We start from the raw sequence: 22,122 nt of genomic DNA, 5'->3' as shown, positions 1-22,122 counted from the left end.
CGACCCAAACGTCACTCCCAGCGGGGATCTACTCAGACGAAGACGGCGACGGGCTTGGCGACGCCGCCGCGCTGCTCGTAGAGCGCCAGGAACTCGCCGCTCGGGGCGAACACCGCGACGGCACCGGGAGCGCCGAGGTCGATGCCGGTGAGTGAGCGACCGAAGCGTACGTCGGAGGCCTCGCGCTCCTGCAGGTCGTACGACTGGAAGCTCGCGCGCGCCACGTCGTCGAGCCCGGCCACGACGAGGTCCTGCTCGAGCTCCTCGAGAGTGTGCGCCTGGTCGAGCGCGAACGCACCCACGCGCGTACGCCGCAGCATCGTCAGGTGGCCGCCGACACCGAGGTCGGCGCCGACATCGCGAGCCAGCGCCCGGATGTAGGTGCCGCTGGAGCACACGACGCGTACGTCGAGGTCGACCACGTCGCCGTCGACGCGCAGCTCACCGAGCTCGAACACCGAGACCGTGACCGGCCGCGCTGCGAGCTTGACCTCGTCGCCCCCGCGGACCCGCGCGTACGAGCGCACGCCGTCGACCTTGATCGCTGAGACCGATGACGGGACCTGCTGGATGTCACCGGTGTAGGCCGGCAGCACCGCGCGCACGGCGGCCTCGTCGATGTGCGACGCCGGTGCTGACGAGGTGATCTCGCCCTCGGCATCGTCGGTGACGGTGGCCTGGCCGAGCCGGATCGTCGCGACGTACTCCTTGTCGACGAGCGTCAGGTGGCCGAGCAACCGCGTCGCGCGGTTGATGCCGAGCACGAGGACGCCGGTCGCCATCGGGTCGAGCGTGCCCGAGTGGCCGACCTTCTTGGTGCCGGCGATGCGGCGCATGCGGCCCACGACGTCGTGCGAGGTCCAGCCGGCCGGCTTGTCGACCACGACGAGCCCGGAGACGGGAGCGTCAGTCATCGAGCTCCGCGTCGTCCTCGTCCTTCTTCTTGTACGGATCGGGGTCGCCGGCATACTGCGCACCCGCCGAGCGCGAGGCGACCTCCTCGTCGGACTCCTTGACCTTGGCGAGCAGGTCCTCGATCTCCTTGGCCGTCTCGGGGACGGCGTCGAGGAAGAACTCGATCGACGGGGTGATGCGGGTGCCGAGCTGCTTGCCGACCTCGGAGCGGATCAGGCCGGTGGCGCTGCGCAGTGCAGCGGCGGTCTCGGCTCGCGCAGTCTCGTCGCCCATGACGGTGTAGAACACCGAGGCCTGCTGGCCGTCACCGGTCATGCGTACGTCGGTGATCGTCACGAAGCCGAGGCGCGGATCCTTGACCCGGCGCTCCAGCATCTGCGCGACGATGACCTTGATCCGGTCGGCGACCTTGTGGATCCGAGGTCCAGCCATGATTTCCTCCTGAAAGTCGTGTTGCGTCATAACTTCCGTGGCCCTGAGGCCTCAGAAGCTATGACGCAACACAGGTGACCTGTCGCTTACGCGCGAACCTTCTCGCGCAGCTCGAACGTCTCGACGATGTCGCCGACCTTGATGTCGTTGAAGCCCTTGAGCACGAGACCGCACTCGAAGCCTTCGCGGACCTCGGACACATCGTCCTTCTCGCGGCGCAGGCTGGAGAAGTCGAGGTTGTCCGCGACCACGGAGCCGTCGCGAAGCAGGCGTGCCTTCGCGTTGCGCCGGATCACGCCGCTCGTGACCATGCAACCGGCGATGTTGCCGATCTTGCTGGAGCGGAAGATGTCGCGGATCTCGGCGGTACCGAGCTGAGCCTCCTCGAACTCCGGCTTGAGCAGGCCCTTGAGCGATGCCTCGATCTCCTCGATCGCGTTGTAGATGACCGAGTAGTACTTGATCTCGACACCTTCGCGGTCGGCCAGCTCCGTCGCCTTGCCCTGCGGGCGGACGTTGAAGCCGATGATGACGGCGTTGGACGCGGCGGCCAGCATGACGTTGGTCTCGGTGATCGCACCGACACCGCGGTCGATGACCCGGAGTGCGACCTCCTCGCCGACGTCGATCTGGGCCAGTGCGTCCTCGAGCGCCTCGACCGAACCGGAACCATCACCCTTGAGGATGAGGAGCAGCTCGTCGGTCTCGCCCTTCTCCATCGAGGACATGAAGTCCTCGAGCGTACGACGGCCGGTGCGCTGCGCCAGGAGGGCGTTGCGCTCGCGCGCCTCGCGCTTCTCGGCGATCTGGCGGGCCAACCGGTCGTCGGCGACCACCATGAAGTTGTCACCGGCGCCGGGCACCGCCGTCAGACCCAGCACGAGTGCCGGACGGGACGGGGTGGCCTCCTCGATGTTCTCGCCGTGCTCGTCGAGCATGGCTCGAACGCGACCAAAGGCCGGACCGGCGACGATCGAGTCGCCGACCTTGAGCGTTCCGCGGTGGACCAGCACCGTTGCGACAGGTCCCCGACCACGGTCGAGGTGCGCCTCGATGACGAGACCCTCGGCGTTCTGGTTGGGGTTGGCGCGCAGGTCGAGCGAGGCGTCAGCCGTGAGGATGACGGCCTCGAGCAGGTCGTCCAGACCCGTGCCGGCCTTGGCCGAGACGTCGACGAACATCGTGTCGCCGCCGTACTCCTCGGGCACAAGGCCGTACTCGGTGAGCTGACCACGAGCCTTGGTGGGGTCGGCGTCAGGCTTGTCGACCTTGTTGACCGCGACGACGATCGGGACGCCGGCGGCCTTGGCGTGGTTGAGCGCCTCGACCGTCTGCGGCATGACACCGTCGTCGGCCGCGACCACGAGGATCGCGATGTCGGTCGCCTGGGCACCACGGGCACGCATGGCGGTGAACGCCTCGTGGCCCGGTGTGTCGATCAGGGTGATGCGACGCTCGGTGCCGTCGACCTCGGTCGCGACCTGGTAGGCGCCGATGGTCTGCGTGATGCCACCGGCCTCCTTGTCGACGACGTTGCTGCTGCGCAGCGCGTCGAGGAGCTTGGTCTTTCCGTGGTCGACGTGACCCATGACCGTGACGACGGGGGGACGCGCGGCCAGGTCGGCCTCGTCGCCCTCGTCCTCGCCGAACTCGATGTCGAACGACTCGAGCAGCTCGCGGTCCTCGTCCTCGGGCGAGATGACCTCGACGTTGTAGTTGAGCTCTTCGCCCAGCAACATCAGGGTCTCGTCGTTGGCCGACTGGGTCGCCGTGACGACCTCACCGAGGTGGAACAGCACCTCGACAAGCGATGCGGAGTCGCCGCCGATCTTGTCGGCGAAGTCAGCGAGCGAGGAGCCGCGCGTCAGGCGTACGGTCTCGCCGTTGCCCTTGCGGACGCGGACGCCGCCGATGGCGGGCGCCTGCATCTGGTCGAATTCCTGACGCTTCGCGCGCTTGCTCTTGCGTCCACGACGTACGGGACCGCCGGCGCGACCGAACGCACCCTGCGTGCCGCCACGCGTGTTGCGGCCACCGGGGCCACCCGTGCGCGGAGGACCGCTGAAGCCGCCTCCACCACCGGGAGCACCGCGACCGGGAGCACCGCCGCCGCCGGGACGACCGGCGTAACCGCCGCCGCCTCCGCCGCCGGGAGCGCCGCGACCCGGTGCACCACCGGGACCGCCGCGACCGGGAGCTCCACCAGGTCCACCACGGCCGGGCGCACCGCGACCGGTCGAGGGACCGGCGAGGCCGGACTGGCGCGGCATCATGGCCGGGTTGGGCCGTGGCATGCCAGGTGCACCAGTGGGCGCCGGGCCACCGGCACGTGCGGCCGGCGGACGCGGGGCGCTCTGCATGCCCTGCGTCGACGAGAACGGGTTGTTGCCGGGCCGGGCCTTGGGTCCGGGACGCGGTCCCGGGGTGGCCGAGGCAGGTGCCGAGGCGGCTGCCGCGGGAGCCTCGGGCTCGGCGGCCGGGGCGGGTGCCTCGGCGACGGGCTCGGGCTCAGGCTCGGGCGTCGGGGCCACGCGGGGACCAGGCGTCGGGCCGGGCGTACGCGTGGGGGCAGGGGCGGCCGGCGCAGCAGCCTCGACCGGAGCCGGTGCGGCTTCGGGCTCGGCGGCGGGTGCCGGTGCTGCCTTCTTGGCGGCGGGCTTGCCGCCGGACTTCTTGGCGCCCTGCGCGCGCAGGGCTTCGCCGTGCTCCTCGTTGAGGCGCCGGACGACGGGGGCTTCTACGGTCGAGGAGGCCGACTTCACGTACTCACCCATGTCTTTCAGGGTGGACAGGACGACTTTGCTCTCGACACCGAACTCGCGTGCGAGCTCGTGGACTCTTACAGCCACTCTTCTCCTTCAGGGGGGTCCGACCCCGAAGGAGGATCAGACCACTAGTTGACGAACGTGCTCATTGCGCAGTACTCATCGCGCAGTACTCACAGCTTCTTCATGAGCGGATGCTCCGATTTCGTGTCATGAACGCCGCAGGTGCGGCGTTCCTGGTGGTCATGCTGTTTCGACGATCCCCGCCAGCTCGCTCAGGTCGAGCGGCCCCTCGACTCGAAGGGCCCGACCGAACGCCTTGCGGCGAATTGCCAGCTCCAGGCACCGGGTCGTGGGGTGCAGATGCGCCCCCCGCCCCGGCAGCGTGCCGCGCGAATCAGGTCTCACGACCGTGGTCGTGGGCTCCCGAACTGCGACGACTCGCACCAGAGTGGTCTTGTCCGCACGTTGCCTGCAACCGATGCACGTCCGAACGACCTCGTCCAGTCTACCCGTTTCGCGAAGCCCACGCGCCATTGACTCAGGCGCCCTCGGTCCTGGGCGCCTCGGTGTCCGAGCGGATGTCGATGCGCCAGCCGGTGAGCTTGGCGGCGAGGCGGGCGTTCTGGCCCTCCTTGCCGATCGCGAGGGAGAGCTGGAAGTCCGGCACGACGACTCGCGCCGAGCGCGTCGTGGGGTCGACGAGGGTCACGCCCTTCACCTGCGACGGCGACAGCGCGTGCGCGATGAACTCCGCAGGGTCGTCGCTGTAGTCGACGATGTCGATCTTCTCGCCGTGCAGCTCGTGCATGACGTTGCGGACCCGCTGACCCATCGGCCCGATGCAGGCACCCTTGGCGTTGACGCCGGGCACGTTGGCGCGCACCGCGATCTTGCTGCGGTGGCCGGCCTCGCGGGCGATCGCGATGATCTCGACGGAGCCGTCGGCGATCTCCGGCGCCTCGAGGGCGAACAGCAGCTTGACCAGGTTGGGGTGGGTGCGAGAGACCTTGACGCGCGGCCCGCGCAGGCCCTTCTCGACCTCGTAGACGTACGCCTTGAGGCGCTCGCCGTGCGCGTACTTCTCCTCCGGCACCCGCTCGGACGCCACGAGGATCGCCTCGATGCGGCCGAGGTCGAGCGCGACGTCGCCGGGGCGGCTCTGCTGGATCACGCCGGAGACGATGTCGCCGACCTTGCCGGCGAACTCGCCGTACTTGGACTCGTCCTCGGCGTCGCGGATCCGCTGCATGATGAGCTGGCGGGCGATCGTCGCGGCGAACCGGCCGAAGTCGTCAGGCGTGTCGTCGAACTCCTCCGTGAATGTGAAAGTCGGTCGCTGCTCGGGTTCCTCCGAGACTTCCGAGGAGTCGCTTGCGTCCCGTGGCTCGGGCGGCGGCTCGACCTCGAGGCGCTCCTTGGCCCACACCGTCACGTGACCGCTCTTGCGGTCGAGCTCGACGCGCGCGTGCGGGTGGGATCCTCCGGTCTTGTGGTACGCGGACAGCAGCGCTGTCTCGATCGCTTCGACGACGACGTCGAAGGAGATGTCCTTCTCGTGCTCGAGGGCGCGCAATGCGGCCATGTCGATGTCCATCAGGCGTCCTTCCTGTTCAGCTCGGTTTGCACGAGCGCGGTGTTGATCTGGTCATATGACAGCCGTTGCGTGGTGGTGCGCCCCTCGATCACGACGCCCTCGTCGTCGCTCTCGCCGATGCGGCCGTCGATCGACGAGTCGTCGGCCAGCCTCAGGCGTACGAGGCGGCCCGCGTTGCGCCGCCAGTGACGGGGCGCGGTCAGGGGACGGTCGACGCCACGTGAGGTGACCTCGAGCGTGTAGGGCTGGGAGCCCATCACGTCGGAGGCGTCGAGCTCCTCGGACAGCGCGCGCGTGGCGTCGGTGATGTGGTCGATGCCGACACCGCCGTCACGGTCGAGAGCGATGCGGAGGACGCGCTTGTTGCCGGCCGGTGTCAGCTCGATCGCCTCGACGTCGAAGCCGAGAGCCGACACACAATCACCCACGAGGGCTGCCAGTTGTTCGTCCATGGCTCGTCCTCCGGTGTTCTTTTGTGATCAGCTCGTTGTGGGCACCGGCTTCGGTGTCGGGAACCACCCTACCGAACCGGCAGGCCTCCGGTGAACGCCGTGAGTCGGCTAGCCTGCCGTGGTGATCAGCCGACGTGCGCTCCTGGGGACGGGCGCTGCCACCGCAGTCGCCGCGGCCGGGCTCGGCGGCGCCGCCCTCATGCATCGGCTCGACGACGTGGCCCGCGGCGTCGGCATCGAGCCCCACTCCGAGCCAGATCCTGCCGACGACCGGCTCATCGCCCGCGTCGCTGCCGACCAGAACGCCCTGCTCGCGCGCGTCGAGGCCACGGCGAGCAAGCACAAAGGTCTGCGCCTCGACCCCTTCGTCGCGATCAGCACCGCGCACGCCAAGGCGGTCGGCGTCGCCGCGACGGTGCCGGACATCGCCGCGCCTCCCGCCGGCCGCGACGTAGCGGTTCGTGCGCTGGCCACCGCGTACGCAGCCGCCTCGAGGGCGCGGGCAGCGGACTCCGGCAAGGCGACCTCCCCCGCACTCGCCCGAGTACTCGCGTCGATGTCGGCCGGGCTCGCCCAGTGCGCTCACGCGGTGGGTGACCTGCGATGACGTCGACCGAGGCGATGCAGGACTGGCTCGCGCTGGAGCACGAAGCGGTGTGGCTCTACCCCGTCATCGGCGCGCGGTTCGACGCCCTCACCGAACGCGCGCGGACGTCCTACGGCCAGCATCGCGCCGTACGCGACCGGCTGCTGTTCCGGCTGCACCGCATGGACATCGAGCCCGTGCCGACCGCGCTGACGTACGACGTGGGGCGGCTGGTCACCAAGGCTCAGGCCTTGGCTGCCGTACGACAGGTCGAGCGCGACATCGCCGCAGCGTGCCTGACCCTCGCCGGCGAGAGCGTCGGCGAGCTCCGGACGTATGCAACGGCAGGGCTGCGCCGTGCCGCCCTTGCGGAGCTCACCTGGGCCGGGCGTCCCACGGCGTTCCCCGGCCTCCCCTGATCCCGATCAGTCGCGGAGGTGGGCCAGCAGGTCGCCGAGCGGTACGTCGGTGCGCTCGCCGGTGGCCCGTTCCTGGACCTCGACCACGCCGTCGATGAAGCCCTTGCCGACCGTGACCCTCGTCGGTACGCCGATCAGCTCTGCGTCCTTGAACTTCACGCCCGGCGAGACCTTCCCGAGACGGTCGTCGTAGAGCACCTCGAGGCCCTCGCCGATGAGGTCCTGGTAGACCTGCTCGGCTCCCTCGACCACGGCCTCGTCCTTGCCCGCGACGATCAGGTGCACGTCGAACGGTGAGAGCTCCTTGGGCCACACGAGCCCGAGGTCGTCGTGCGCGTACTCGGCGACCGCGGCCACCGCGCGGGAGACCCCGACGCCGTACGAGCCCATCGTGACCGTGACGAGCTTGCCGTTCTCGTCGAGCACCTTGAGGTCGAGCGCCTCGGCGTACTTGCGGCCGAGCTGGAAGATGTGGCCCATCTCGATGCCCCGTGCGAGCTCGAGCGGACCCGAACCGTCAGGCGCCGGGTCGCCGGCGCGGATCTCGGCTGCCTCGATCGTTCCGTCGGCCGTGAAGTCGCGCCCGGCGACGAGGTCGATGACGTGCGAGCCGTCGACGTTGGCGCCGGTGACCCAGCGGGTCCCGTCGACGACACGGGGATCGACGAGGTAGCGGATGCCGGACTCGCTGTCGGCTCCCAGCACTCCAGGACCGATGTAGCCCTTGACGAGCGCGGGGTGCTGGGCGAAGTTCTTGGCCTCGAACGGCTCGACCTCGGCCGGCGAGACGACCGCCTCGAGCCGCTTGGCGTCGACCTCGCGGTCACCGGGCAGGCCGATCGCCAGCGGTTCACGCGTGCCGTCGGGGTGGCGCAGGATCACGAGCACGTTCTTGAGCGTGTCGGAGCCCGCCCAAGGACGGTCGTCACGGGGGAACCGCTCGTTGAGATGCGCCACGAGCGTGTCGATCGTGGGCGTGTCCGGAGTCTGCTCGGCATGGGCGGCCGGGGCGTCGTCGTACGGGATCGCGTCGGGCACGACAGTCGTGACGGCCTCGACGTTGGCGGCATAGCCACCGGGCGAGCGTACGAACGTGTCCTCCCCCGTCTCGGACACCGCAAGGAACTCCTCGCTGGCCGAGCCGCCCATCGCACCGGACTGCGCGTGCACGATGACGTACTCGAAGCCGAGCCGGTCGAAGATCCGGACGTACGCCTCGCGGTGCGCCTGGTAGGACTTCTCGAGCCCTGCGTCGTCGACGTCGAACGAGTAGGAGTCCTTCATGATGAACTCGCGGCCGCGCAGGATGCCGGCACGCGGGCGCGCCTCATCGCGATACTTCGTCTGGATCTGGTAGATGCACAGCGGCAGGTCCTTGTAGGACGAGTAGAGGTCCTTGACCAGCAGCGTGAAGAACTCCTCGTGCGTCGGGCCCAGCATCATGTCGTTGCCCTTGCGATCCTTGAGCCGGAACACGTTGGGGCCGTAGTCGGTCCAGCGCCCGGACGCCTCATAGGGCTCGCGCGGCAGCAGGGCGGGGAACCGCACCTCCTGCGAGCCGATCGACTCCATCTCCTCGCGGATGATCTTCTCGACCTTGGCGAGCACCTTGAGGCCGAGCGGCAGCCACGAGTAGATGCCGGGGGCGACGCGACGGATGTAGCCGGCGCGCACCAGGAGCGTGTGGCTCGGCACCTCGGCGTCGGCCGGATCGTCGCGGAGAGTTCGCAGGAAGAGCCGGGACATACGCATACCGACGACCTTATTCGGTCGGTGTCGCCGGATCAGCCTCGGGCGGCCTTGAGGGCGATGCGAATCATGGGCAGCTGCAGCGGGAGGCGCAGCACGGTGCCGAGCGTGAACCACCAGGGCTTGCGCGAGTCACGAGCGCTGTCGACCGACATCTGCACATTCGCCGGGAACACCGCGACGAGCAACGCGGCCGAACCCAGCCCACCCAGGCGTCGCCCGCTGGGATGCAGCAACATCCCGGCCAACGCGATCTCGGCAACACCCGAGACCTGCACGAGCTCGCGCTTGCGGGGCAGCGCCTTGGGCACGATCGCCTCGTACGTCCGCGGCGTCACGAAGTGCAGCACACCGGACACCGCGAAGATGCCGGCCAGGACCTTGATGTCACGACTCATGCAGCGAGCATGTCAGAGCAGGATCGATGCGAACGTCGCGGTCTGCTCGAAGCCGACCCGCTCGTACGCCCTGCGAGCCGCGATGTTGTGGTCGTTGACGTAGAGCGTGACGATCGGCGCGACGCTCGCGCGCGCCTGTTGCACGACTGCTGCGAGGGCCGGCGCGGCGATGCCCCGGCCCCTCTGGTCCGGGCGGACGTAGACGCCCTGGATCTGGCAGGCGTAGGGCGTCGCGGCGCCGACCTCGGCCTTGAACAGCACGTCGCCGTCCTCGATGATCGCAAAGGCCCAGCCCTGCGAGATGAGCTGGGCGACGCGTGCGCGGTAGCCGCTGCGGTTGCCGGCCTCGGGGTCGACTCCGACCTCCTCGGTGAACATCGCGACGCACGCCGGATAGACCGTGTCGAACTCGTCGAGCACCACGGGGCGAACGCGCGGGTCGGGCCGCAGGCGGCTGTCACGCTCCAGCACCATGAACGGCTGGTCGAGCCGGGGCGAGCGGGCCGGGCCCCAGTGCGGCTCGAGCCGCTTCCACATGGGCAGCACGGCGTCGCGCGGCCCGACGATCGACGACGGTCGTACGTTGTCGGCGATGGCCTGGTCGGCGAACGCCTCGACGGCTGCGGGCGTGGCCTGGACGGGTACGACGTTGGCGCCGGCGTGACAGGCCGAGACGAGGGCACCGTCCTCGAAGTAGCCCCACACCTGCCCACCGAGCCAGCGCGTCTGCAGCTTGGTCGCGTCGACGCGGTTGCGCACGAACAGGTTGACCAGCGGATCGCGATCGAGAAGCGCGAACAGCTCAGGGAGGTCAGGCGTCGTCAACGCACGGACGTGCGTCGTCGTCTTGAGCACAGCGCCTCCCTGGATGGTGCCCCCAGCCTACGACGCGCGCGGGCCGCTCGCCCATGGCAGGCCCGCAACAGGATCAGCTGACGGTGACGGCGGGCGAGCCGCCTTCGACCGGCTCCATGCCCTCGGCGATGCGCATGGCCTCCTCGATCAGCGTCTCGACGATCTTGGACTCCGGCACGGTCTTGATGACCTCGCCCTTGACGAAGATCTGGCCCTTGCCGTTGCCGGACGCCACGCCGAGATCGGCCTCGCGGGCCTCTCCCGGGCCGTTGACGACGCAGCCCATGACGGCGACGCGGAGCGGCACCTCCATGCCCTCGAGGCCGGCGGTGACCTCCTCGGCGAGCGTGTAGACGTCGACCTGGGCGCGACCGCACGACGGGCACGAGACGATCTCGAGCTTGCGCTCACGGAGGTTGAGCGACTGCAGGATCTGCAGGCCGACCTTGACCTCCTCGACGGGCGGTGCCGACAGGGATACCCGGATCGTGTCGCCGATGCCCTGGCTCAGCAGCGCGCCGAACGCCGTGGCGCTCTTGATCGTGCCCTGGAACGCCGGGCCGGCCTCGGTGACGCCGAGGTGCAACGGCCAGTCGCCGCGCCGGGACAGCTGCTCGTATGCCTGCACCATCACGACGGGGTCGTTGTGCTTGACCGAGATCTTGAAGTCGTGGAAGTCGTGCTCCTCGAACAGGGACGCCTCCCACACGGCGGACTCGACGAGCGCCTCGGCAGTCGCCTTGCCGTACTTGTCGTAGATGCGCTTGTCGAGCGAGCCGGCGTTGACGCCGATGCGGATCGAGACGCCGGCGTCCTTGGCCGCGCGGGCGATCGCACCGACCTGGTCGTCGAACTTGCGGATGTTGCCGGGGTTGACGCGGACGGCCGCGCAACCGGCGTCGATCGCCGCGAAGACGTACTTGGGCTGGAAGTGGATGTCGGCGATGACCGGGATGTTGGAGTGCTGGGCGATCTCCGGCAGCGCGTCGGCATCGTCCTGGCTCGGGCAGGCGACGCGGACGATGTCGCAGCCGGCTGCGGTGAGCTCGGCGATCTGCTGCAGCGTCGTGTTGACGTCGGAGGTCAGCGTCGTGGTCATCGACTGCACCGAGATGGGTGCGTCGCCGCCGACGTCGACCGTACCGACCTTGATCTTGCGGGTCTTGCGGCGCGGCGCGAGCACCGGCGGGGGCATCGCGGGAAGTCCGAGATCAGTCATGGTTTTCAGCTCAATTTCACGGGGTTGACGATGTCGGCGTAGATCAGGATCACACTCATCAGCATAAGGAGGGCACCCACGGCGTACGCGACGGGCAACATCTTGGCGACGTCGACGTATCCGGGGTCGGGCAGACCGCACAGCTTGGCGAATCCGCGGCGAACGGCTTCGTAGAGCGCACCGGCGATGTGGCCGCCGTCGAGGGGCAGCAGGGGAATGAAGTTGAACAGCGCGAGGAACAGGTTGAGCCCGGCGAGCAGCACGAGGACCCGCTGGATGCGCTCGGACCAGGTGGGGTCGTCGACGGTGACCATCTCGCCCGCGACCCGGCTCGCACCGACCACGCTGATGGGGCCCTCGGGGTCACGGTCCGCACCGAACGCGGCCTTGGTGACGTCGACCATGCGCTGCGGCAGGTGGGCGATCGCCTCGGCCGTGCCCTTGACGTACGTGCCCATAGTCGACGCGATGTAGCCCGGACCCTGGCGTTGCATCTCCTCGGTCGCGATCACGCCCAGGAAGCCCACGTTGACGGTCTTGGTGGGGTCGTTGACGTCGGCGCGCGCCAGCACCGACGTGGCGACGCTGGCCTCGCGGGCCTTGCCGTCACGCTCGAAGCCGATCGTCGCCTCGCGCGACCCGTTGGCCCGGATCAGCTTGGTCAGCTCGTCCCACGACGAGATCTTCGTGCCGTTGAACGAGGTGATGCGGTCGCCCGCGACGATGCCGGCCTTCTTGGCCGGTGTGACGGGGTCGTCGGCCTTGCACGTGCGTCCGGCCTCGGCGTCGCTGATGGCGCAGTCCGACACGGCTTGCACCGTCGTCGTCGGCTTCAACGCACCGAATCCCATGAACACGATCGTGAACAGGACGATCGCGATCAGGATGTTGACCATCGGCCCGCCGGCCATGACGATCAGCTTCTGCCACCACGGCTTGCGGTAGAACAACCGGTCGAGGTCCTTGTCCTCCACGTGCTCGTACTCGGCGTTGCGGGCATCCGAGATGAGCTGCGTGAACAGTCCGGTGTTGGTCTTGCGCACCTCGTGCGGGTCGGCGTCCTTGGCCGGCGGCAGCATGCCGACGAGCTTGACGTAGCCGCCGAGCGGGATCGACTTGATGCCGTACTCGGTCTCGCCGCGCTTGACCGACCACACGGTGTTGCCGAAGCCGACGAAGAACTGCGTGACCTTGATGCCGAACTTCTTGGCCGGATACATGTGGCCGAGCTCGTGGAGGCCGATCGAGACCGCGACGCCGATGATGAAAGCGATGACACCGAGGGTGTAGATCAGGGCATTCATCGCTTCTCCACCAGCTCCGCGGCCCTGGTGCGGGCCCATGCATCGGCGCCGAGCACGCCGTCGAGGGTCAGGTCCTGGTGGGCGACGTCCGGATCGCCGAGATGCTCGTCGAGGACCACACCCACCGTGTCCACTATGCCGAGGAAGTCCAAGTCACCCGCGACGAACGCGTCGACGCAGACCTCGTTGGCGGCGTTGAACACCGCAGGTCCCGTACGCCCGAACGTGCCGGCCTTGCGCGCCAGGCTGACCGCGGGGAACGCCTCGTCGTCGAGCGGGAAGAACTCCCACGTCGCGGGCTGGGTCCAGTCGCAGCCGGCAGCCGCATCGGGCACGCGGTCGGGCCAGGCGAGGCCCAGCGCGATCGGCAGCTTCATGTCGGGCGGCGACGCCTGGACCATCGTGGCGCCGTCGGTGAACTCGACCATCGAGTGGACGATCGACGGCGGGTGCACGACGACCTCGATGCGATCGAAACCGATGTCGAACAACAGGTTGGCCTCGATGACCTCGAGACCCTTGTTGACGAGCGTGGCGGAGTTGATCGTGATGACCGGCCCCATGTCCCAGGTCGGGTGTGCCATGGCCTGCTCGGGCGTGACGTCGGCGAGCTCGGCGCGCGTACGTCCGCGGAACGGCCCACCGCTGGCGGTGACGATCAGGCGGCGTACGTCGTCCCTGCGCTCGCCGCGCATCGCCTGCGCGAGGGCCGAGTGCTCGGAGTCGACCGGCACGAGCTGGCCGGGCTTGGCTGCGCCGATCACGAGCTCGCCGCCGATGATCAGGGACTCCTTGTTGGCGAGGGCCAAGGTCGTACCGGCCTCGAGGGCGGCGAGCGTCGGGAGCAGGCCGACGGCACCGGTCATGCCGTTGAGCACGACGTCGCACTCGATGCGGGCCACGTCGACCGCCGCGTCGGGTCCTGCCAGCAACCGGGGCACCCGGTGGTCTCCCTGCGCATAACCTTGGCGCTGCGCCTCGGCATACAGCGCGAGCTGAACGTCCTCGGCCGCGCTCGCCTTGGCAACGGCGACGAGTGGCACGTTGAACGCGATGGCCTGCTCGGCCAGCAGCCGCGGGTTGCTGCCGCCTGCGGCCAGCGCGACGATCTCGAAGCGTTCGGGGTTGGCGGCGATGACCTCGAGGGCCTGGGTCCCGATGGATCCCGTAGAGCCGAGAACGGCGACACGCTTGCGCATGCCGCCATTGTCCCTGATGGGCTCCGGGTCACCTACTCCCGGACATGCCGATGGCGGCACTCCCGCAAGGAGTGCCGCCATCGGGTTCAGCCCCGGAGCGGCGGCAGACGAGGGATGTCCTGTCGCCGCGCCCCCTCCGCCCCGGGAGTTCGGTTACTTGACCTCGGACCTCAGGACCGCCCAGATTCCGAAGACCATCGGGATGATGAACCAGATGATGCTCGAGGTGGCGAGCTGCGCCCATTCCTCACCGCTCACGGGCGGATCGAAGAGCTTGCTCTGCGAGAAGTTGAAGTCGATCCACGGCTGCAGATCCTTGAACCATCCCACGAGCTCAGCGAGGATGCCGAACATCGTCGGGAACAGGAACGAGTAGACGAAGTACGCCACGATCGCCCCGGCGGAGTTGCGGATCAGGACGCCCAGCATGAACCCGATCAGGAGCCCCAGGACGTTGCCGAGCATGATCAGGAAGAAGTCACCCACGCCGACGTCCCAGACCATGTCGCCGCCGGTGATGGTCGATCCGATGACGTTGCCCAGCGCGCCGATCGCCATCGCGAGGATCATGGATCCGACTCCGACGGCGACCGCCGCCAGGGCCTTGGCCGCGATGACCTGACTGCGGTGAGGTGTCAACGTGAACGTGATGAGCCCGGTGCGCTGGCTCCACTCGCCCGTCACCGCCAGGATCGCGATGATGGGCAGGATCACGGCCATCGGGAACCCGATCGCCCCCGCGAACGTGCCGTAGGTGACTCCCGGGTCGTCGGCAAGACCCTGCACGAGGATCACGATGATCGTGGCAATGGTCGACACGATGGCGATGCTCATCATGAGCCAGAAGCCCGACCTCGTGTCGAACATCTTGCGAAGCTCGACCTTGAAGAGTCGGCTCAGGGGTACGCCCGGCCGGTTGGTGTCGATGGCGATTGCGGTGGCACTCATGCCGTTGCTCCTTCGGTGGTGACTTCTTCACGCTGGGTGCCGGCGGTCAGCTCGAGGAACATCTCCTCGAGGCCGGCGCCCTCGGCGGGCCGCAGCTCGATCAGCGCGACGCCTGCGGACGCCGCGGCCTTGCCGACCTGCTCCGGGGTGGCCTCGGTACGCAGTCCTCCGTCTCCTGAGGGCGACGCCGCCATGCCGGCGGTGGTCAGTGCGTTGGCAAGTGCCGACATGTCGCCGGCCTTCACGAACGTGCCTGCAGTCTGCAGGAGCTCCGCCTTGGTGCCCTGGGCGACGATCCGGCCGTTGCCGATGACGATGATCTCGTCGGCGATGACCTCGATCTCGTGCAGCAGGTGCGATGACAGCAGGACAGTGCCGCCGCGGTTGGCGTACTCACGCAGCAGGCTGCGCATCCAGTGGATGCCCGCGGGGTCGAGGCCGTTGGCCGGCTCGTCGAGGATCAGGATCTTGGGGTCGCCCAGCAACGCGTTGGCGATGCCAAGGCGCTGCCGCATGCCGAGCGAGTAGTTCTTGACGCGGCGCTTCGACTCGTCCGGGGTCAGGCTGACGAGCTTGAGCATCTCGTCGACGCGTGACATCGGCAGACCCATTGTCAGCGCACTGAGCGTGAGGATCTCGCGTCCCGTTCGTCCTGCGTGCTGCGCGGAGGCGTCAAGCAGGACGCCCACCTGGGTTCCGGGGTTGGGGATGTCCTGGTACTGGACGCCGCTCACGAGAGCCGCACCCGAGCTGGCGATGGTCAGCCCGGCCATGATGCGCATCGTGGTCGTCTTTCCGGCACCGTTCGGGCCGAGGAAGCCGGTGACGGCTCCTGGCTTGCACTCGAAAGAGACATTGTCGACGGCCTTGAAGCCGCCATACGTCTTGGTAAGACCTTCAACTGTGATCATGACACCCAGTCTGCACCGGGAAGGGGGCAGAAACATCGGTCGAGCGACCATTGCTCGATAGCCGAAAGTATGAGAGTGGCCAGCCGATCGGCCGTCGTGCGCGGCTGCCCCGACCCCTAGCCTTGGGACGTGCAGGCCGTCGACTACCAACCCCAGCTCCGCTGGTGGAGTCACGTCTGGCGCTATGCCGTCGTGCTGCTGATCTCCGGCTTGTCGTGGTTCGAGCTGTCCGGCTGGCAGTGGGACCACAAGCGGTGGTGGTTCTGGACCGACCTTGCTCTCGGACTCCTCGGCCTGGTCCTCGTCCACTGGCGACGCGCGTTCCCGGTGCAGGTCGCGGTCATCACCAACGCCTTGTCGTTCGTGTCGTGGTCGGCGTCCGGTCCGGCGACCCTCGCCCTCGTGTCGATGTCGACGCGACGGCGCTGGCGCGAGATCATCCCGGTCGGCAGCCTTGCCCTGGCCGCGAGCATCACGGCAGAGAGTGTCAACCCGGTCAGCGACGACGTTCTCGCGTTCACGATCCCGTTCATCATGGCGGTCATCGCCGTTTCGGTCGGCTGGGGCATGTACATCGGCTCGCGTCGTGAGCTGCTTGCGACACTTCGCGAACGCGCGATCACGGCCGAGGCCGAGCAGGCCGCCCGCGTGGCCCAGGCCCGTACGGCTGAGCGGGGCCGCATCGCCCGCGAGATGCACGACGTGCTCGCGCATCGCATCTCGCTCGTCACGATGCACGCCGGCGCGTTGACGTTTCGCGAGGACCTGACCGCCGAGGAGATGCGGGCCACCGCGGCAGTGATCCAGGAGAGCTCGCACCAAGCACTCGTCGAGCTGCGGGACGTCCTCGGCATCCTCCGAGACGATCCGGGCGACTCCAGTCCTGAGCGGCCGCAACCGTCGGCCGTCGACGTGCCCGCCCTCCTCGACGAGGCACGCGCGTCGGGCATGCGGATCGAGACCGAAGAGCTCGTCGCGCTCGAGGGAATCCCCGAGACCATCGGCCGTACGCTCTACCGCGTCGTGCAGGAAAGCCTCACGAACGCCCGCAAGCACGCACCCAACACGCTGGTGACCGTCTCCGTGACGGGCAGTCCGTACGCCGGGCTCTTGATCGTCGTGACCAACCTGCTGGAGGTCGGCACGAACGGTGCCGCGGCGCCCGAGTCGGGCCTGGGGCTGATCGGGCTGGCCGAGCGTACGGCCCTGGTGGGTGGACGGCTGGAGCATCGCATCACCCCGGGACGCGAGTTCGTCGTCAAGGCATGGCTACCGTGGCCCGCATGAGTGAGCGCAGCGAGCGAATCATGAGGCAGGGATCATGCCGTCGCCTCCGTATCGTTGGCTTCTCATGGAGGTGACGGCATGACGACGCGGGTGCTGCTGGCCGACGACGACCCGCTGGTGCGCGCGGGACTCGCCCTGATCCTCGGCGGGTCGGACACCATCACGGTCGTCGGAGAGGCGGTCAACGGCAGGCATGCGGTCGACGCCGTGCTGGCGGGCGGCATCGACGTCGTCCTGATGGACATCCGCATGCCGGTGCTCGACGGCATCGCCGCCACCGCCGAGATCCTGGAGCTGGCCGACCCGCCGAAGGTCATCGTGCTCACGACGTTCGATGCCGATGAGTACGTCGTCCGGGCGCTCGCGGCCGGCGCCAACGGATTCCTGCTCAAGGACACGCCACCTGCAGAGATCGTCGCGGCGATCGGCAAGGTCGTCGACGGCGAGCCCATGCTGTCGCCGACGATCACCCAACAGCTGATCCGCCAGGTCACCGACGCGGCACCCGGTCAGCGGGACGACGCGGCGGCGCTCTCACGGGTGTCCTGCCTGACGGAGCGGGAGCGCGAGGTGGCGATCGCCGTCGGCGGGGGCTCGTCGAACGCCGAGATCGCCGCCGACCTCCACATGAGCGTCGCCACGGTCAAGGCGCACATCTCGCACATCTTCACCAAGCTCGACGTGACGAACCGCGTGCAGGTCGCCATCGCGATGCACGACGCCGGCCTGCTCTAGCTGTGATGCCCAGGGACGTTGTTGCGTGACACGGTCCTGATCTGCTGGACGGCGAAGGCCTCCGGTTGTGGAGTGGAGATGTCTAGTAACCGCTCCGCACACAGGAGGCCTTCGTGTCCCACGCTAACGCTGCTTTGACCCCTCGTGCCCGTTTGAGGCTCGCGAAACTGATCGTTGAGGATCACTGGCCGCCGTCGCAGGCGGCAAGAATGTTCCTGGTCTCCACAGTCACAGCCCGCAAATGGGCCGCCCGGTTCCGAGATGAGGGGCCAGCCGGGATGGCCGACCGGTCGTCCCGGCCGCGGTCGTGCCGGCATCAGACGCCACCTGAAGTGGTGCGGCAGATTGTGCGCCTGCGGTGGCGGCACCGCTTCGGGCCGGTCCAGATCGGCGGCCAGCTGGGGATCCCCGCCTCGACGGTTCACGCGGTCTTGGTGCGCTGTCGGCTCAACCGACTCAGCCACATCGACCGGGTCACCGGCGAACCGATCCGCCGCTACGAACACCCACACCCCGGATCGATGATCCACGTCGACGTCACCAAGTTCGGCAACATCCCCGACGGCGGCGGACACCGCTTCGTCGGCCGCCAGCAGGGCGCAGCGAACAAGTGGGCGACAACAGGACTGCCCCGCGGGAAGGACTACAAGCCCAGAACTGGCACGGCCTTTCTGCACACCGTGATCGATGACCACTCCCGCGTCGCCTACGTCGAGATCTGCGCCGATGAGAAGGCCGACACCGCTGTCGGCGTGCTCCGACGCGCTGTTGCCTGGTTCGCCGACCACGGCGTCACCGTCGAACGCGTCCTGTCCGACAACGGCAGCTGCTACCGCTCCTTCGCCTGGCGAGACGCCTGCGACGAGCTGAGCATCAAGCACAAGCGAACCCGGCCCTACCGGCCCCAGACCAACGGCAAGATCGAACGGTTCCACCGCACCCTCGCCGACGGCTGGGCCTACGCCCGCTTCTACGACACAGACACCCAGCGGCGAGCAGCACTACCGGGCTGGATCCACTTCTACAATCACCACAGGATCCACTCCGCGATCAGCGGCACGCCTATCAGCAGACTCAACAACCTGCCTGGACATCACATCTAGCGCGTACGTCAGGAGTGCGCGGCGTTGAACGCCTCGATGACCTTCGACGGTGCGCGCCGGTTGTCGCTGACCTGGTGCCCGTTGGCGCGGGCCCACTCGCGGAGGTCGTGGATCGTGTAGCCGTCGCGGATCGCGACACCTGAGCCACCGCGACCACGGCCGCCGCGCGGCGTGTACGTGTCGCGGACCTCCTCCGCTCCGTCGAGGAGGTGGCGCAGGAAGTCGTCGACAGCCTTCTTGGACTCGTCCGACAGGTAGAGCTCGTACGTCCGCCCGTTGATCCGGTAGCGCTCCGGCGGGGTGTCGGGGTGCAGCTCCTTGCCGTCGTAGTCGTCGATCACGGTGACGATCGGCTCGGGGACGATCTCGCGCTTGGGCATGCGGACTCCTTCGGCTGGACGCGGTCAGGATAGTCCAGCCCGGTCAGGCGGTGGGCCCGTCAGTGCGTCTCCCAGGCCTGCTCGATCGGGATGTCGTGCTGCAGGACGTTGACCGCGGCCCGGTGGCCGGAGGCCATGGCCGCCGTCACGGTCGCCGGGTCGTCCGTCCAGGTCGCCTCACCCGCGACGTGCAGGACCCCGCCGACCGGGGTGGCCAGATCGTCGTGGTCAGCGGTCGTCGAGCCCACCGTCATGTACGCATACGAGCCGCGCGCGAACCGGTCGTCCTGCCAGTTGGTGGTCTGGACCTCGACCGGCTCCTCCACCCGGTCGCCATACAGCCGCCGGAGCTGCACGAGCACCGACTCCACGATCCGCGACGCCTCCCACCCGCGCGTGGCTCTAGCCGCCGGTCCGGCCGCGAACGTCAGGAGCGTCGGAGTGCCGTCGAGCGAGGTGAGGTCGTACCAGGAATGCCACCACGCACCCTCGGGACCCTGCTGACGTACGACGTAGACGTCCTGGTCCCAGAACCGGGTCCGGAACCGCAGGAAGACCTTCTCGAAGGCGTTCATCTCGAGCCGGCTGAGGGCACCAGCCACCGGCTCGGGCAGCGGAGGCTCGATGATGAGGTCGGTGCTGCGCAGGACCCCGACCGGCACCGTGAGGATCACGGCCTCTGCCGACATCTCACTCCCACCACCTGTGACGACCACACTGTCCGATCCCCAGCGCACGTGCGACACGACGTGCCCGAGGCGGATGTCGAGGCCTGCGGCAAGTCCCTCGGCGAGACGTCCGTAGCCGTCCGGGAACACCACCTCGTCGCCGTCGATCACGTCATCGTCGAGCCCGTGGGCGGCGAGGTCCTCGCTCGCGACTCCGTACTGCTCCTCCGAACGATGCCGGAGGTACTCGCGCACCCGCTCCACGCGAGCCTCGTCCCACCCCAGCGACGCGAGGACGCGCTCGGTGACGTCTGCGTACGACGCGTCCGCCTCCGAGGCGGCAATGACGTCAGGCAGCAGGGCGTCAACCGTGTGGATGTCGTCGGCGAAGCGCCGAGCCGCGGCGTCCGACAAGCGCTTGCCGTCCGGGCCGTAGTAGGCGATCGGTCGGCCGTCCGGTTGGTAGCCACCCACCGTGAACTCGTGCATCCGCATCCCGAATGCCTTGGCGGCCGCCGCCACCGGGCTGTCCATCGTCCCGTGGATCCAGGAGGCTCCGAGGTCCGTGGCGAGTCCGTCGCGCCGGTCGGTCCACACGCGGCCGCCGACCCGATCGCGCGCCTCGAGCACGACGACCCGTCTGCCTGCGCGCGACAGGAGCCGGGCGGCGGTCAGGCCCGCCACGCCGGCACCGACCACGATCGTGTCGTGGTGCTCCACCATGGCCCCTTCCTCCGCCCGGCTAGGCGTCCAGGTTGGTCATGACGTGCTTGATCCGGGTGTAGTCCTCGAGACCGTACATCGACAGGTCCTTGCCGTAGCCGGAGTGCTTGAAGCCGCCGTGCGGCATCTCGGCGACGATGGGGATGTGGGTGTTGATCCACACGCAACCGAAGTCGAGGCGGCGGGCCATCCGCATCGCGCGACCGTGGTCCTTGGTCCACACCGACGACGACAGGCCGTAGTCGACGCCGTTGGCCCAGCGGACCGCCTCGTCCTCGTCACTGAACTGCTGGACCGTGATGACCGGCCCGAAGATCTCGTCCTGGCTCGCGTGGTCGTCCTGCAGCAAGCCGGAGAGGACGGTCGGCTCGAAGAAGTAGCCGTCGCCCAGCGCCGTCATCCGCGAGCCGCCGGTCTCGACCGTCGCGTGGTCCGGCAGCGAGTCGATGAACTCCTTGACGTAGGCCAGCTGGTTGGCGTTGTTGACCGGACCCAGGTCGACGTCGTCGTCGGGCATGCCGACCCTGGTGCCGCGGGCGGCCTCGGTCAGCGCAGCGGTGAAGTCCGCTGCCACCCTGGGGTGCACGAGCACGCGCGTCGCCGCGGTGCAGTCCTGGCCCGCGTTGAAGTAGCCGGCGCCGGCGATGCCCTCGGCGGCGGCCGCGAGGTCGGCGTCGTCGAACACCACGACGGGCGCCTTGCCGCCGAGCTCGAGGTGCGGCTTCTTGAGACCCGCCGCCGCAGAGGCGGCCACCTCCATGCCGGCACGAACGGAACCGGTGATGGCGACCATCTGCGGCGTCGGATGCGTGACCAGCGCGCGACCGGTGTCGCGGTCGCCGCACACGACGTTGAAGACACCGGGTGGGAAGAACTCCTGCGCGATCTCGGCCAGCAGGGTCGTCGAGGCCGGGGTCGTGTCGCTGGGCTTGAGCACGATCGTGTTGCCCGCGGCCAGCGCCGGCGCGATTTTCCAGATCGCCATGACGAACGGGTAGTTCCACGGCGTCACCTGGGCCACGACGCCGATCGGCTCGCGGCGGATCATCGACGTGTGGCCGCGGAGGTACTCCCCCGCCGACTTGCCCTCGAGCACGCGTGCGGCGCCGGCATAGAACGTCATGGCGTCGAGCGCCTGGCCGAGGATCTCCTCGCTCATCGTGAGCGCCTTGGGCTTGCCCGTGTCGCGCGACTCGACGTCGACGATGTCCTGGGCCCGGTCCTCGATGGCCCGGGCGAACTGGTGCAGCATCTTGGAGCGCTCGTACGGGGTGGTGTCCCGCCAGGTCTCGAACGCCGTCGACGCTGCGCCGAACGCGCGGTCGACGTCCTCCGCACCGGACAGCGGCGCCGAGGCGTACACCTGACCGGTCGACGGGTCGATGACCTCGTACGTCGCTCCGCTGGCTGCGGCGACGTGCTCGCCGTTGATCACGTTGGTGATGGTTCGATCCATGGCTCCATCCAACCGCACCCT

The 22,122-nt window shown here is 68.7% G+C and carries 22 protein-coding genes; 5 read left to right on the top strand and 17 right to left on the bottom strand.

Annotation, left to right across the window (positions count from 1 at the left end):
* Positions 1-32 precede the first annotated feature (32 nt).
* The 6 genes from truB to rimP form a co-directional block, all read right to left on the bottom strand.
* The gene (truB, locus tag BOSE46_RS04430; RefSeq protein WP_159538614.1) at positions 33-914 is read right to left on the bottom strand and encodes a tRNA pseudouridine(55) synthase TruB; all 882 of its coding nucleotides are present in this window, start codon (positions 912-914) and stop codon (positions 33-35) included.
* Positions 907-1,347 carry a 30S ribosome-binding factor RbfA gene (gene rbfA / locus BOSE46_RS04425; RefSeq protein ID WP_159538612.1) on the bottom strand — a complete coding sequence of 147 codons (441 nt, stop codon included), beginning with the start codon at positions 1,345-1,347 and terminating at the stop codon, positions 907-909. The genes truB and rbfA overlap by 8 nt, the downstream gene beginning before the upstream one ends.
* An 86-nt stretch (positions 1,348-1,433) precedes the next feature.
* Positions 1,434-4,196 (bottom strand): translation initiation factor IF-2, encoded by a 2,763-nt coding sequence (infB, locus tag BOSE46_RS04420; RefSeq protein WP_159538610.1) that lies wholly within the window; start codon positions 4,194-4,196, stop codon positions 1,434-1,436.
* A 159-nt stretch (positions 4,197-4,355) separates the two neighbouring features.
* Complete coding sequence (locus BOSE46_RS04415) at positions 4,356-4,649, bottom strand: YlxR family protein (RefSeq protein ID WP_159538608.1); 294 nt, start codon at positions 4,647-4,649, stop codon at positions 4,356-4,358.
* 4 nt (positions 4,650-4,653) lie between these two features.
* Positions 4,654-5,709, bottom strand: coding sequence for a transcription termination factor NusA (nusA, locus tag BOSE46_RS04410; RefSeq protein ID WP_159538606.1), 1,056 nt, complete (start codon positions 5,707-5,709; stop codon positions 4,654-4,656).
* Entirely contained in the window at positions 5,709-6,161 is a 453-nt protein-coding gene (gene rimP / locus BOSE46_RS04405) for a ribosome maturation factor RimP (RefSeq protein WP_159538604.1), read from the bottom strand. The genes nusA and rimP overlap by 1 nt, the downstream gene beginning before the upstream one ends.
* A 121-nt stretch (positions 6,162-6,282) precedes the next feature.
* Here rimP and BOSE46_RS04400 point away from each other — a divergent pair, with 121 nt between their 5' ends.
* Together BOSE46_RS04400 and BOSE46_RS04395 are read left to right on the top strand one after the other, a co-directional pair.
* Entirely contained in the window at positions 6,283-6,768 is a 486-nt protein-coding gene (locus tag BOSE46_RS04400; RefSeq protein ID WP_159538602.1) for a hypothetical protein, read from the top strand.
* The gene (locus BOSE46_RS04395) at positions 6,765-7,166 is read left to right on the top strand and encodes a DUF4439 domain-containing protein (RefSeq protein ID WP_159538600.1); all 402 of its coding nucleotides are present in this window, start codon (positions 6,765-6,767) and stop codon (positions 7,164-7,166) included. The genes BOSE46_RS04400 and BOSE46_RS04395 overlap by 4 nt, the downstream gene beginning before the upstream one ends.
* Before the next feature lie 6 nt (positions 7,167-7,172).
* On the opposite strand, the gene BOSE46_RS04390 is transcribed toward BOSE46_RS04395, so the two are convergent.
* The 8 genes from BOSE46_RS04390 to BOSE46_RS04355 all read right to left on the bottom strand — a co-directional run bounded on the left by BOSE46_RS04390 (position 7,173) and on the right by BOSE46_RS04355 (position 15,749).
* The gene (locus BOSE46_RS04390; protein ID WP_201299519.1) at positions 7,173-8,912 is read right to left on the bottom strand and encodes a proline--tRNA ligase; all 1,740 of its coding nucleotides are present in this window, start codon (positions 8,910-8,912) and stop codon (positions 7,173-7,175) included.
* Between the two features lie 38 nt (positions 8,913-8,950).
* The gene (locus BOSE46_RS04385) at positions 8,951-9,313 is read right to left on the bottom strand and encodes a hypothetical protein (protein WP_159538596.1); all 363 of its coding nucleotides are present in this window, start codon (positions 9,311-9,313) and stop codon (positions 8,951-8,953) included.
* 12 nt (positions 9,314-9,325) lie between these two features.
* Complete coding sequence (locus BOSE46_RS04380) at positions 9,326-10,168, bottom strand: GNAT family N-acetyltransferase (protein ID WP_159538594.1); 843 nt, start codon at positions 10,166-10,168, stop codon at positions 9,326-9,328.
* Positions 10,169-10,241: 73 nt separating this feature from the next.
* Positions 10,242-11,387 (bottom strand): flavodoxin-dependent (E)-4-hydroxy-3-methylbut-2-enyl-diphosphate synthase, encoded by a 1,146-nt coding sequence (gene ispG / locus BOSE46_RS04375; RefSeq protein ID WP_159538592.1) that lies wholly within the window; start codon positions 11,385-11,387, stop codon positions 10,242-10,244.
* Between the two features lie 5 nt (positions 11,388-11,392).
* A complete protein-coding gene (locus BOSE46_RS04370) occupies positions 11,393-12,691 on the bottom strand; it encodes an RIP metalloprotease (RefSeq protein ID WP_159538590.1) in 1,299 nt (432 codons plus the stop codon).
* Positions 12,688-13,890 (bottom strand): 1-deoxy-D-xylulose-5-phosphate reductoisomerase, encoded by a 1,203-nt coding sequence (gene dxr, locus BOSE46_RS04365; protein WP_159538588.1) that lies wholly within the window; start codon positions 13,888-13,890, stop codon positions 12,688-12,690. The genes BOSE46_RS04370 and dxr overlap by 4 nt, the downstream gene beginning before the upstream one ends.
* A 153-nt stretch (positions 13,891-14,043) precedes the next feature.
* Positions 14,044-14,838 carry an ABC transporter permease subunit gene (locus BOSE46_RS04360; RefSeq protein ID WP_159538586.1) on the bottom strand — a complete coding sequence of 265 codons (795 nt, stop codon included), beginning with the start codon at positions 14,836-14,838 and terminating at the stop codon, positions 14,044-14,046.
* Positions 14,835-15,749: an ABC transporter ATP-binding protein gene (locus BOSE46_RS04355; RefSeq protein ID WP_159538584.1), complete on the bottom strand. Its 915-nt coding sequence runs from the start codon at positions 15,747-15,749 to the stop codon at positions 14,835-14,837. The genes BOSE46_RS04360 and BOSE46_RS04355 overlap by 4 nt, the downstream gene beginning before the upstream one ends.
* 129 nt (positions 15,750-15,878) lie before the next feature.
* On the opposite strand from BOSE46_RS04355, the gene BOSE46_RS04350 reads away from it, so the two are divergent.
* From BOSE46_RS04350 to BOSE46_RS04340, 3 genes are all read left to right on the top strand, one after another.
* On the top strand, positions 15,879-17,036 hold the full coding sequence (locus BOSE46_RS04350) for a sensor histidine kinase (protein ID WP_159538582.1): 1,158 nt from the start codon (positions 15,879-15,881) through the stop codon (positions 17,034-17,036).
* A gap of 78 nt (positions 17,037-17,114) precedes the next feature.
* On the top strand, positions 17,115-17,771 hold the full coding sequence (locus tag BOSE46_RS04345; protein WP_159538580.1) for a response regulator transcription factor: 657 nt from the start codon (positions 17,115-17,117) through the stop codon (positions 17,769-17,771).
* Positions 17,772-17,884: 113 nt separating this feature from the next.
* Positions 17,885-18,874 (top strand): IS481 family transposase, encoded by a 990-nt coding sequence (locus tag BOSE46_RS04340; RefSeq protein WP_159538578.1) that lies wholly within the window; start codon positions 17,885-17,887, stop codon positions 18,872-18,874.
* Positions 18,875-18,882: 8 nt separating this feature from the next.
* On the opposite strand, the gene BOSE46_RS04335 is transcribed toward BOSE46_RS04340, so the two are convergent.
* The 3 genes from BOSE46_RS04335 to BOSE46_RS04325 are packed head-to-tail and all read right to left on the bottom strand — an operon-like array spanning position 18,883 to position 22,101.
* The gene (locus BOSE46_RS04335) at positions 18,883-19,254 is read right to left on the bottom strand and encodes a histone-like nucleoid-structuring protein Lsr2 (RefSeq protein ID WP_159538576.1); all 372 of its coding nucleotides are present in this window, start codon (positions 19,252-19,254) and stop codon (positions 18,883-18,885) included.
* Positions 19,255-19,313: 59 nt separating this feature from the next.
* Positions 19,314-20,645 carry an NAD(P)/FAD-dependent oxidoreductase gene (locus tag BOSE46_RS04330; protein ID WP_159538574.1) on the bottom strand — a complete coding sequence of 444 codons (1,332 nt, stop codon included), beginning with the start codon at positions 20,643-20,645 and terminating at the stop codon, positions 19,314-19,316.
* A gap of 19 nt (positions 20,646-20,664) precedes the next feature.
* The gene (locus tag BOSE46_RS04325) at positions 20,665-22,101 is read right to left on the bottom strand and encodes a gamma-aminobutyraldehyde dehydrogenase (protein WP_159538572.1); all 1,437 of its coding nucleotides are present in this window, start codon (positions 22,099-22,101) and stop codon (positions 20,665-20,667) included.
* Positions 22,102-22,122 lie beyond the last annotated feature (21 nt).

The organism is Aeromicrobium sp. 9AM (assembly GCF_902506105.1).
Taxonomy (GTDB): Bacteria; Actinomycetota; Actinomycetes; order Propionibacteriales; family Nocardioidaceae; genus Aeromicrobium.
Note: the sequence above shows the minus strand (reverse complement) of the source record. Positions and strands in the feature narration are given on the sequence as shown.